The sequence below is a fragment of the Streptomyces oryzae genome (assembly GCF_017676365.1).
Classification (GTDB): Bacteria; Actinomycetota; Actinomycetes; order Streptomycetales; family Streptomycetaceae; genus Streptomyces; species Streptomyces oryzae.
On the sequence record NZ_JADKMA010000236.1, the window covers coordinates 1 to 10,327 of the forward strand.

General features: G+C 71.6%; 14 protein-coding genes. 8 read left to right on the forward strand and 6 right to left on the reverse strand.

The window, feature by feature from the left end; translation table 11 throughout:
* The 3 genes from ITI46_RS30565 to ITI46_RS30575 form a co-directional block, all read right to left on the reverse strand.
* Window positions 1–992 (reverse strand): DMT family transporter (locus ITI46_RS30565; RefSeq protein ID WP_209243176.1); only part of this gene is annotated, 992 nt, incomplete at its 3' end.
* Between the two features lie 211 nt (window positions 993–1,203).
* The gene (locus ITI46_RS30570; RefSeq protein WP_209243177.1) at window positions 1,204–1,476 is read right to left on the reverse strand and encodes a hypothetical protein; all 273 of its coding nucleotides are present in this window, start codon (window positions 1,474–1,476) and stop codon (window positions 1,204–1,206) included.
* Between the two features lie 184 nt (window positions 1,477–1,660).
* Window positions 1,661–1,870 carry a chaplin gene (locus ITI46_RS30575; RefSeq protein ID WP_247746835.1) on the reverse strand — a complete coding sequence of 70 codons (210 nt, stop codon included), beginning with the start codon at window positions 1,868–1,870 and terminating at the stop codon, window positions 1,661–1,663.
* Between the two features lie 175 nt (window positions 1,871–2,045).
* Between ITI46_RS30575 and ITI46_RS30580 the strand changes: the two genes are divergently transcribed.
* Both ITI46_RS30580 and ITI46_RS30585 read left to right on the forward strand, forming a co-directional pair.
* The gene (locus ITI46_RS30580; protein ID WP_247746836.1) at window positions 2,046–2,288 is read left to right on the forward strand and encodes a DUF6011 domain-containing protein; all 243 of its coding nucleotides are present in this window, start codon (window positions 2,046–2,048) and stop codon (window positions 2,286–2,288) included.
* Between the two features lie 106 nt (window positions 2,289–2,394).
* Window positions 2,395–2,712: a DUF6343 family protein gene (locus ITI46_RS30585; RefSeq protein WP_209243178.1), complete on the forward strand. Its 318-nt coding sequence runs from the start codon at window positions 2,395–2,397 to the stop codon at window positions 2,710–2,712.
* Window positions 2,713–2,732: 20 nt separating this feature from the next.
* On the opposite strand, the gene ITI46_RS30590 is transcribed toward ITI46_RS30585, so the two are convergent.
* Both ITI46_RS30590 and ITI46_RS30595 read right to left on the reverse strand, forming a co-directional pair.
* Window positions 2,733–3,605: an undecaprenyl-diphosphate phosphatase gene (locus ITI46_RS30590; protein ID WP_209243179.1), complete on the reverse strand. Its 873-nt coding sequence runs from the start codon at window positions 3,603–3,605 to the stop codon at window positions 2,733–2,735.
* A 33-nt stretch (window positions 3,606–3,638) separates the two neighbouring features.
* Complete coding sequence (locus tag ITI46_RS30595) at window positions 3,639–4,418, reverse strand: TVP38/TMEM64 family protein (protein WP_209243180.1); 780 nt, start codon at window positions 4,416–4,418, stop codon at window positions 3,639–3,641.
* A gap of 412 nt (window positions 4,419–4,830) precedes the next feature.
* Between ITI46_RS30595 and ITI46_RS30600 the strand changes: the two genes are divergently transcribed.
* Window positions 4,831–5,433, forward strand: coding sequence for a GTP-binding protein (locus tag ITI46_RS30600; protein WP_209243181.1), 603 nt, complete (start codon window positions 4,831–4,833; stop codon window positions 5,431–5,433).
* A gap of 97 nt (window positions 5,434–5,530) precedes the next feature.
* Entirely contained in the window at window positions 5,531–6,322 is a 792-nt protein-coding gene (locus tag ITI46_RS30605) for a spermidine synthase (RefSeq protein WP_247746839.1), read from the forward strand.
* A 40-nt stretch (window positions 6,323–6,362) separates the two neighbouring features.
* Here the strand turns inward: ITI46_RS30605 and ITI46_RS30610 are convergent, their stop codons facing one another.
* Window positions 6,363–7,451 (reverse strand): DUF8017 domain-containing protein, encoded by a 1,089-nt coding sequence (locus tag ITI46_RS30610; protein WP_209243183.1) that lies wholly within the window; start codon window positions 7,449–7,451, stop codon window positions 6,363–6,365.
* Window positions 7,452–7,587: 136 nt separating this feature from the next.
* Here ITI46_RS30610 and ITI46_RS30615 point away from each other — a divergent pair, with 136 nt between their 5' ends.
* From ITI46_RS30615 to ITI46_RS30630, 4 genes are all read left to right on the forward strand, one after another.
* Window positions 7,588–8,043 (forward strand): DUF4442 domain-containing protein, encoded by a 456-nt coding sequence (locus ITI46_RS30615; protein WP_209243184.1) that lies wholly within the window; start codon window positions 7,588–7,590, stop codon window positions 8,041–8,043.
* A 93-nt stretch (window positions 8,044–8,136) separates the two neighbouring features.
* Window positions 8,137–8,790 carry a DedA family protein gene (locus ITI46_RS30620; protein ID WP_209243185.1) on the forward strand — a complete coding sequence of 218 codons (654 nt, stop codon included), beginning with the start codon at window positions 8,137–8,139 and terminating at the stop codon, window positions 8,788–8,790.
* Between the two features lie 148 nt (window positions 8,791–8,938).
* On the forward strand, window positions 8,939–9,487 hold the full coding sequence (locus ITI46_RS30625; protein WP_209243186.1) for a gamma carbonic anhydrase family protein: 549 nt from the start codon (window positions 8,939–8,941) through the stop codon (window positions 9,485–9,487).
* Window positions 9,488–9,566: 79 nt separating this feature from the next.
* The coding region (locus ITI46_RS30630; RefSeq protein WP_307808390.1) for an acyltransferase at window positions 9,567–10,327 on the forward strand (761 nt) is incomplete at its 3' end.

Below are 10,327 nucleotides of genomic sequence, written 5' to 3' on the forward strand. Positions count from 1 at the left end.
GGGACGACCACCGCGCGGGGCGCCGCTTCCGGCACCTGCTGCACCGTGAAGTCGGCCTCTGCGGGCCGTCCCGTTCCGCTGGTGCTCCGCGGCCGTGGCTCCCCGGTGCTGGGCCGGGGCGTCTGCTCCGCGCGTGCCTGCCGGGCGCTGTCGGACGTCAGTACGACCAGGCCCCAGGCGGCCAGCGCACCGGCGCCCAGTGCCAGCACCGTGCCCACCGCGCCGTACCGGAAGCCCTCGCCCAGCAGGAATATCCCCGCGGCTGCTGCGACCACCGGGTTGGCCACGGTGGCGGTCGCCAGCGGCGTGGCCAGTCCGCCGTCCCGGTAGGACGCCTGCGAGCTGGCCAGCCCGGCAGTGGCCAGCGCCACCGTCAGCACCGCCAGCGGCACGAAGGTGGCCGGCGGAGCAGAGGTCCAGCCGTCGGCGAGCGTCTTCACAAAGACCGAGGCGGCGCCGTACGCCACCCCGGCGGCCAGCGCCAGCGACACGCTCCGCAGCGCGACGGCGCGGCTGCCGGGCCGGCCGTGCCCCAGCCGCTGTACTGCCGTCGCCGTACCCACCAGCAGCGCGAGGGAGCCCAGCACACAGCCCGCGAGAACGAACTGGCCGCCGCCGTCCAGGGAGTCGGCACCCCGGTCACCGGTGAGCAGCAGGATTCCGGCCAGCCCTGCCGAGACGAGGGCGATGCCCCGCCAGGCGGTCGCCGCCACGGGGCGCCGGCCCAGCAGAGCCGCCATCGGGGCTGCGAGGACGAGCGTGAGCACGCCGAGCGGCTGGACGACGGTCAGCGGCCCCAGGCCGAGCGCCACCACGTGCAGCAACGCACCGGCGCCCTGGAGCACGGCCGCGGTCCACCACATACCGGAGCGCAGCAGCCCCCATCGGCTCGGTGCTGTCGTCGTGGCGATCCGCTCCTGCACGATCGCGGCCAGCGCATAGCTGATGGCGGACACCAGGGACAGCAGCACCGCCATGGTCAGCGCGCTCATATCCGGTCCATGCGGAGCGGGTTGGGCATCGGGTTCATGCCCTCCACCATTCCGCGCGCGCGATGAGCTGTCGTCACCTGACGGCACCGTCTTGATGTACAGCCAGGGGAGTACGGCGACGGGCCGTATCACCCTGTCAGGTGACACCCCGAGGATGATCGGGGTGCCAGGCGGCGGACGGTCCGGCCCCCTGGCGGGGCGAGGGGTGCGGCTACGGCTGGGTCGGGAGCGGCCCTTCGCCGGCCACCTCGACCGGCCCGAACCCGCTGCCCAGGATGGTGACCTGGCAGATGCGCCCGTCGGCCAGCCGCAGCCGCGCCGTGTCGCCCTCCAGCTCGGTCCACAGCCGCTGTTCGCCCTCCGGCCTGACGGTGCCCGACCACGCGGTTCCGGGGCCGGTGGTCTCCGTGAACAGCGCCACGTCGACCGGCACCTCGGCGGCTCCGGTCAGCAGGGTCGCGGGACCACGGTAGAAGTTCTCCATGCGGCCCAGTGTGGCAGTCCTCGTCCCACCCGGCACCACCGTGACTGGCCGGATCGCTCGCCGCGAACCGACGGAACCCCGCCGCCCGCACGGTGCGGGGACGGGGTCCGACGGCCGACGTGCACTTGCGGTGTCCTGAAGCTTGGTCCTGAGACCCCGGTCCCAGGAACTGGATCCTGAGACCTCAGAACTTGTTCTTGCAGTAGTTCTGAACAGGCGGGCTCAGCACCGGGATGAGCAGGGGGTTGCCGCAGACATTCAGACCGAGGTTCACAGAGCCCGGCGATTTGCTGTGGTTCTTGGGGCCCTCGTGGGCGGCCGCTGTGCCCGCTGCTGAGCCGAGCAGGGCGACAGCGCCGAGGGTGGCCGCGGTGATGGCGGTACGGATTCGCATGTGCGCTCCCGAGAGAGGGGTGGGTTGTTGTCTCCACGCCCACCGTGACGGCGCTGCGATATCAGGCGCATTTCGGACTAGTCCGGCCGGGTGTCCGTGTTGGTACGGGTTGGTACGGTGCTTGCGCCGGGGACGTGCCAGGGCACCGCGCCAGGGCACGGGAAGGGGGCCGCGCATGGACACGGAGCACAGGCCGGGCCGGGCCGAGGGCACAAAGCTCGCCGCGGAGGCCGTACTGCCCGGCAGCGAGCCGGTCGCGGCGCTGCGGGTGTTGTGCCGTATGTGCGGGCAGCCGCTGCGCGACCGCGCCTCCCGGCTGTGGGGGCTGGGCCCCGACTGCCGGCACAAGCTGGCCGTGCGCACCGCGCCCACACCGCCCCAGCGCGAGGTCGACCAGGACACGCTGCCCGGACTGTGAGCCGCCGGGGCCTGGCGCGTCTGCGCGCGGTTTGGGGAACGCCCCGGAATCATGGGGGAGTCCGCCGGAAGCCATGGGGGAAGTCCACCGCAGAAAGGCAGCTCCCGTGTCCCAGCCACCGCAGCCAGGACCGCACCGGAACGACGGCCGCCGCTCCCGCCGCCCCCGCTCCGGTACGGAGCCGTTGACCGCACGCAGCGACATCTGGCTACGAACGCTGCTGTCGTCCATCGGAGTGCCGTTCTTCGCCGCGGCCACGGCGCTGTTCGCCTGGTGGGCCGCCTCCTCCGGCAGCCACAGTTCCCCCAGCGACCGGGTGCTCATGGTGCTGGCCGCGGTCTGCGGTGCGTTGACGCTGGGCGCCGCCATCGATCTGCTGGTGCTCAGGCGCCGCCGCGCACAGGAGCGGGAGCAGCGCCGCTGATCACGTACCGGCCCGGCGGCTCAGCCCACCGACTGACCCGCGTGCGGGCTGAGCAGACCTGCCGCCATCAGCGCGAACAGCGCCAGCCCCAGCAGGATCCGGTAGATCACGAACGGCATGAAGCTGCGCGTTGAAATGAACTTCATGAACCATGCGATGACGGCATACGCCACCACGAACGCCAGCGCCGTGGCGAAGAACGTCGGCCCCCAGGAGACATGGCCCTCGCCGATGTCCTTCAACTCGAACAGACCGGAAGCGAGCACCGCGGGAACGGCAAGCAGGAAGGAGTAGCGGGCCGCCGCCTCGCGCCGGTAGCCCATGAACAGGCCGCCGCTGATGGTGGCGCCGGACCGGGACACTCCGGGGACCAGAGCCAGCGCCTGGGCGCAACCGTAGAGCAGGCCGTCCCGCACGGTGAGCTGTTCGAGGGACTTGCGCTCCGGCCGTGCCCGGTGCCGGCCGCCCTTGGAGTCGCGCGCCGCCATCCGGTCGGCGATGCCCAGCACGATGCCCAGCCCCACCAGAGTCGTCGCGATCAGCCGCAGATCGCGGAACGGGCCCTCGATCTGGTCCTTGAACGCCAGCCCGAGCACACCGATCGGGAGGGAGCCGACGATGACGAGCCAGCCCATCTGCGCGTTGTGGTCCCGGCGGGCCTCGCTGCTGTAGAGCGAGCGGAACCAGGCCGCGAGGATACGGCCGATGTCCTTGCGGAAGAAGATCAGCACGGCCGCCTCGGTGCCGATCTGGGTGACGGCGGTGAACGCCGCGCCCGGGTCGTGCCAGCCGGCGAAGGCCGCGACCAGCCGCAGATGAGCGCTGGAGGAGATCGGAAGGAACTCGGTGAGTCCTTGGACGAGTCCGAGGACGAAGGATTCAAACCAAGACATCTGCGGCGGGGCTCGTCCCTGTGGTAGTCGGGGTCAGTGGTGGGAGACCGGCTCGCGTACGGCCGTGGAGCACGCGTCGGACGGCACATCGGGCCGGTCCTCCGCACTCGGTGCGCCGCCCCTCAGATGGGCGCGCTTGCGCCAGGCGACGACGCCGCCCGCCAGCCCGGAGAGCGCGATGAAGCCGAACGAGGCCAGGAAGACCGGCGAGGTCGGCTTGGCGGCGCTGCTGCCCGCGATGACGTACGCCGCGGTGTTGGGCACCGAGCCCAGCGCCGTCGCGCTCAGGAAAGCGGGCCAGCTCATCCGGGAGACGGCGGCGCCGTAGTTGGAGGCCGCGAACGGTACGCCCGGCAGCAGCCGGATCACCAGCATCGAGCGGAAGCCGTGGCTGCTCAACTGCCGGTCGGCGGCGGAGAGCCAGCGGCCGCGAAGCAGCGTGCGCAGCGCGTCCTGGCCCAGCAGCCGGCCGAGTCCGAAGGCGATGCCCGCGCCGATCACCGTGCCGGCCGTCGCCGAGAAGGTGCCTGCCTGGGCACCGAAGAGGACACCCGCCGCGACATTGAGCACGGGACGCGGGACGAAGGCCGCGGTGCACAGCCCATAAGCGGCGCCGAACAGGGCGAGGGCCGCGCCGCCGGCGGCCTGCGGGGACCAGGCGTGGGTCAGCGCGTGCTGCGGCTCGTACACCAGCATCGCCGTCGCGGCGCCGCACAGCAGTACGGCGAGCAGGGCGAGACGGGACCAGGGGGAGAGCAGCGTCCGGGTGAGACGGCCGGGGAGTCCGGCTGGCTGCGTGGCGGGGACGGGCACGCTGGGAGCGTAACCGACGAACCGGCGACTCCGCCGTTCGAGGCTGTACGGAAAGCCCGTAATATGCCGCTGCGAAGCGGTGTTCGCCCGCCGTCCACCCCGGCTTTCACCTGGGGTTGAGGCCACTGCGGGCGGGTTCGGCCGGAGGACGTCGAAAACCGTTCGACGTCCGGCTTCCGGCGCGTGATGATCGATCGGTGTTCCGGCAGTCCCGTCTCTGTGCTCCGGCCGCGGTCGCGGCCGCCTCGCGGGCTGTCCTCTTCCCGACCCGGGGCGTGTGTGTCCGCCCCCTCCCTCCCGGCGTCCGCCTCTGCCGAAGCTGACCCTTCCCGGACCGACCGAGGACCCCACAGGGGAGGGTCGGTCACCCCATGGGGTCCGCCTCGTCCCGCACCGGTCCAGGAGGGCACCCATGTCAGGCCACACCCACCCGCACACCACTCCGCACCTCACCATCGGCACGCTGGGCCACCCGGGGCACGGCAAGACGACCCTGGCGGCCGCGCTGGCCGCGGCCCACGCGCCCGGCACCTCCTGTCCTCGTCCTCCTGTGTACGCGGAGTCCCGCTCGCCCGCCACTCCGGGACGGCGGCGACGACGATTCCGCTATGAGACCGACACCCGGCGCTACACACTGATCGATCCGCCGGAAAGTCCGGAACATCCCCTGAATCCTGATCTATTGGACTACTGGGACGGGGCAGTGCTCGTCGTCTCCGCACTGGAGGGCGTACGGCCGGGCACCGCCGGCCACCTCTCGCTCGCGCGCCGCAGCGGACTGGTGCACCTCGTCGTGGCCCTCACCATGGCCGACGCGGGCAACGACGAGCTGACGGACCTGGTCGAGGCCGACGTGCGGGCGCAGCTGACGGCGCACGGTTTCGCGGGCGAGACGCTGCCGGCCGTCCGGGTCTCAGCCCGTCGCGCACTGGAGGGCGACCAGCGGTGGCAGAGCACCATCGAGGCACTGCTGGACGCCGTCGACACCTATGTGCCGCTGCCCGGGGTGCTGTGAACCGCCGACCGGACTCCACAATGGAGCGGTGGACACCGACGCCGACGGAGAGCAGATACCCCGCACCCGAGCCGTCGCGGGCGGCACGGCCAAGCTGATGCCGGACGTCGACCGGGCGCGCGCCTGGCTGCTGACCGTCGACGGTGCGCCGCAGTCGTATGTCGATCTGGACGCGCCCGAGCACCTGGAGTTCGAGTACGCGCGCCGGGTCGGCCACCTGCTCGATGTGACAGCGCAGCCGGGCGCGCCCCTGGACGTGATCCATCTCGGCGGCGGAGCCCTCACCCTGCCCCGCTATCTCGCCGCGACCCGTCCAGGCTCCCGGCAGCGGGTGGCCGATCCGGACGCGGAGTTGACCGCGTTCGTCGCCGAGCACCTTCCGCTGCCCGCGGGCGCCGACATCGCTGTCGAGGCGGCGGACGGGCGGGCCATGCTGGAGACCTCGGCGCCCGGCAGCGCGGACATCGTGGTGGCCGACGTCTACGGCGGCTCCCGTGTGCCCGCCCATCTGACCACGCTGTCGTACGCGAGGGAGGCGGTGCGGGTGCTGCGGCCGGGCGGCACGTATGTGGCCAACCTCGCCGACGCGGCGCCGTTCCGCTTCCTCGCCTCCCAACTGGCCACGTTCGCCGCTGTCTTCCCGCAGCTGGCGCTGGTCGCCGAGCCCGCGGTGCTGCGCGGGCGGCGGTTCGGCAACATCGTGCTGCTCGCCTCACGGCACGAACAGCCGCTGCCGGAGCTGGCCCGGCGCTGTTCGGCGGATCCCTTCCCCGCCCGGGTCGAGCACGGCGCGGCGCTGGAACGCCTGACGCGCGGGGTGCGCGCGGTCGAGGACGGCGACGCCGTACCGTCCCCCGAACCGCCGGACGGCGCCTTCAGCATCGGCTGAAGGCGCCGTCCTGGGCCGGGACCGCGCGCGGCGGTGCGGGTCAGCCGCGGGGCTCGTTCCCGCCCCCGTCGTAGTCGCGGAGGCTGCCCATGATCTTCTTGATGGTGGCGTCCGAGAGCTCGTCCTTGACGCCCGCGTCGGTGTAGAGGACCCAGATCGCCAGGTCACCGTTGGAGTTGATCCAGGAGGCAGTGACCACCTTGCCCGCGCTGGTGGCGCACTTGTCCTCCTTGGGCGCTCCGGTGACCTTCGCGGTGGCGGTGTGGCCCTTGATGCCGTGCTTGCTCTGGAACGGCTTGGCCTTGGAGACCTTCAGAGTGCCCTTCTGCTTCTGGTCGTAGCCGGCGATCGCGAAGTTGCCGGCCGCTATCCGCGCCGCCTCCTTGGTGTCCTTGGAGCCCTGCGCGCCCTTGGTGCCGACAGCGGCGCGGCTGCTCTCCTTGCACCAGTTGTCCTTGAAGTAGGCGGGTGAGGACATGGCGACCAGGACCTTGCCCTTGTCGTTCTCGAAGCCGGTGATGGTGCCCTCGCCCGCGAGCGTCCAGTCCTTGTTGTCCGGTACGTCGAAGGCGGAGTACCACTTCGGGTTGACGACCGTCTGCCAGCCCTTGATCACGGGGTCCGACGGGTCCTTGGAGGCTCCGCCGCCTCCCGGCTCGGCGGACTTGCTCTTCTCCGGCTTGGTCTTCTTCGACGGCGATGCGGACTTGTCGGCCTCGTTCTTCTTGCCGCCCTCGTCGTCGCCACCCAGCACGACGACGCCTGTCACGGCCGCCGCGATGACCGCCACCGCAGCGACGATCGAGATGATGACCGTCTTCTTCCGATCACCGCCCCCGCCGCTCTTGGGCGTCTGCGGGCCGCCGGGCACGCTCGCCGGACCCCACTGCCCCGACTGGCCGGGGCCGCCCGGCTGCTGTCCGTACGGGTACGACGGTGCGCCCTGCTGCCCGTAGCCGGGCGGCTGACCAGGCGGCGGCTGCTGCCCGTAGCCGGGCTGCTGGCCCGAGGGCTGTTGCCCATAGCCGGGCTGTTGGTACGGGTTCGGCTGCCCGTAGCCGGGCTGCTGATACGGGTTCGGCTGCTGCGGGTTCTGCTCGCCCCCGGGCTGCTGCTGTCCTGGCCACATGGCCGATAAGCCTATGGTGCGCCCCTCGCGTCGACCACGGGAGCCCACATATCGGTATCCACCCGCTACAAGAATGGGTCGGAAGCGGGAAGGATCGCCCCTCCCGCTTGGAGTTACCCGATGGTAACGTGCGGGCATGACCACACAGTCACAGCCGGACATCGGCGAGCTGATGAGGGCTTCCGTGCCCATGGCCCGCACTCTCAACCTCGAGTACCTGGAGACCTCGCCGGAGCGGGTCGTCGTCTCGCTGCCCGACCAGAGCGAGTACCACAACCATGTGGGCGGTCCGCATGCCGGTGCGATGTTCACGCTCGCCGAGTCCGCCAGCGGCGCGGTGACCTTGGCCGCGTTCCTCGACCAGCTCTCCCGCGCCGTGCCGCTGCCGGTGCGTGCGGAGATGGACTTCAAAAAGCTCGCAAAGGGCGCCCTCACCGCCACCGCCGAGCTGGGCCGCCCGGCGGCCGAGGTGATAGCCGAGCTGGACAACGGGCAGCGCCCCGAATTCCCGGTGAAGGTCGCGCTCCGCCGTGCGGACGGCGCCGTGACCAGCGAGATGACCGTCGTGTGGACACTGCGGCCCAACGACTGACCTGGAGGCGCGGTGCGGCCGTGCTTTCGAGTAGGCTTCCGAATCGTGCTGCCATGACAGCTCGTGCCCAGATGTCATGAGAGGAAGCCGCAGTTGCACATCCAGGAGTGGCTGGAGAGTGTCCCGGCCGTCAGTGTCTACCTCCTGGTGGGGGTGGTCATCGGGCTGGAGAGCCTCGGCATTCCGCTGCCCGGAGAGATCGTTCTGGTCAGCTCCGCACTGCTGGCCTCGCAGCAGGGACATATCGATCCGCTGGTCCTGGGCACGTGCGCCACGGTCGGCGCCGTCGTGGGTGACTCGATCGGGTACGCCATCGGGCGCAAGGGCGGCAAGCCGCTGCTGGACTGGCTGGGCAGGAAGTTCCCCAAGCACTTCGGGCCCAGCCATGTGGCCACAGCCGAGCGCTCCTTCCAGCGCTGGGGCATGTGGGCCGTCTTCTTCGGCCGTTTCATCGCCCTGCTGCGCATCTTCGCCGGTCCCCTCGCGGGCGTGCTGAAGATGCCGTACTGGAAGTTCCTGACGGCGAACGTTCTGGGCGGCGTGGTGTGGGCCGGCGGTACGACCGCGGTCATCTACTACGTCGGCATCGTCGCCGAGGCGTGGCTCAAGCGCTTCTCCTGGCTCGGGCTGGTGGTCGCCGTGCTGATCGGTCTCGGGTCCATGGTGATCGTCAAGCGCCGCGCGGCGAAGGCTGCTGCCGCCCAGGATGTCTCGGAGGATCCCGAACCGGCGCCGGTCGCTGACTGAGCTTGCGGGGCAGCCATTAAGGGGCCCGGGGAACTGCGCGAGCGGCCTGGGGGCACCTCCCGGCCGAAGGCTGGGGGAGAATCCGCAAGCCTGCGACGTACCGCAGGGGGCACCCCCTCAGCAGCACCCCGAGAAGGAGAGCAGAGTGGTGGCAGAGCGCGGACTGATCGTGACGGTCGGCGGACAGGAACCCGAACTGCACCCCGAATCGTTCAACGCGCCGACCTCCGTTGTCGCCGGTGAGGTCACCATGGCTGCCGGGTCGAGCGTCTGGTACGGCGCCGTACTGCGGGCCGACGCAGGCCCCATCGTGCTCGGCGAGGGCAGCAATGTGCAGGACAACTGCACGGTGCACGGCGACCCGGGTTTCCCCGTCACTGTCGGCGCACACGTCACGGTGGGCCACAACGCGGTCCTGCACGGCTGCACCGTCGAGGACGAGGTGCTGATCGGCATGGGGGCCACCGTGCTCAACGGTGCCCATATCGGCGCCGGGTCCCTCGTCGCGGCGCAGACCCTGGTGACCCAGGGCACCGTCGTGCCGCCCGGCTCACTGATCGCCGGGGTGCCGGGCAAGGTACGGCGCGAGCTGACCGAGGAGGAGCGCGAGGGCGTGCGGTTCAACGCGCTCGCGTATGTGGAGTTGGCCAAGCAGCACCGCGGGGCATCCGCCGGCGAGGGACCCGCGCCCGCCTGAGGTGCGGCACCCCGGCCCGCAGGTTACTGGTGAGGAACCTCACCGGGGCGGGCGAGCGCCGGGGCGCTACCGTGACGGCGTGCCCTCCCTCAAGAACGCGTTCTCGTCCCTCAGCTCCCGCGCCGTGCACGGCATCTGGCGCCGGATGCAGCGCTTGGGCGCCGTCACGGCCGAGCACCCCGGGCCGTACGCGTTCCGCCGGATCGGGACCGGCACCCGGCTCGCCTTTCCGCAGGGGACGCTCTTCGGCACGCCGTGGATCGAGCTGGGCGACCACTGCGTCGTCGGCCAGGACGTGACGCTGACGGCCGGGATGATGCCGGATCTGGATCTGGGGCCCGAGACCGTGCTGCGGCTGGGGAACGGTGTCGTACTGGGCCGGGGCAGTCATGTCATCGCGGACACCAGGGTCAGCGTCGGGGACGACGTGTTCTGCGGCCCGTACGTCTACATCACCTCGACCAACCACTCCTACGACGACCCGGCGCGGCCGGTCGGCAAGCAGTGGCCGCGTACCGCGCCGGTCGAGATCGGTTCCGGGAGCTGGATCGGCGCGGGCGCCGTCGTGCTGCCGGGCGCGAAGCTGGGGCGGAACGTGGTGGTCGCGGCGGGCGCAGTGGTGCGGGGTGAGGTGCCCGACCACGCGGTGGTCGCGGGTGCGCCCGCCAAGGTCGTGCGCCGCCTCGATCCGGAGCAGGGCTGGCAGCCGCCGCTGCGCACCCCGGCGCCGGTTCCGGTGCCGGAGGGGGTCACCCCGCAGGAGCTGGTGGCCCTGGCCGAACTGCCCCGTCAGCACGGGCGCCCGGACGGTGACGGTGACGGGGAGGGGAAGGGGGAGGG

Coding starts and splice junctions, on each gene's coding strand:
- ITI46_RS30570 (WP_209243177.1), bottom strand. CDS start 1,476: ATGGAGAACTTCTACCGTGGTCCCGCGACCCTGCTGACCGGAGCCGCC.
- ITI46_RS30575 (WP_247746835.1), bottom strand. CDS start 1,870: ATGCGAATCCGTACCGCCATCACCGCGGCCACCCTCGGCGCTGTCGCC.
- ITI46_RS30580 (WP_247746836.1), top strand. CDS start 2,046: ATGGACACGGAGCACAGGCCGGGCCGGGCCGAGGGCACAAAGCTCGCC.
- ITI46_RS30590 (WP_209243179.1), bottom strand. CDS start 3,605: ATGTCTTGGTTTGAATCCTTCGTCCTCGGACTCGTCCAAGGACTCACC.
- ITI46_RS30600 (WP_209243181.1), top strand. CDS start 4,831: ATGTCAGGCCACACCCACCCGCACACCACTCCGCACCTCACCATCGGC.
- ITI46_RS30605 (WP_247746839.1), top strand. CDS start 5,531: ATGCCGGACGTCGACCGGGCGCGCGCCTGGCTGCTGACCGTCGACGGT.
- ITI46_RS30610 (WP_209243183.1), bottom strand. CDS start 7,451: ATGTGGCCAGGACAGCAGCAGCCCGGGGGCGAGCAGAACCCGCAGCAG.
- ITI46_RS30615 (WP_209243184.1), top strand. CDS start 7,588: ATGACCACACAGTCACAGCCGGACATCGGCGAGCTGATGAGGGCTTCC.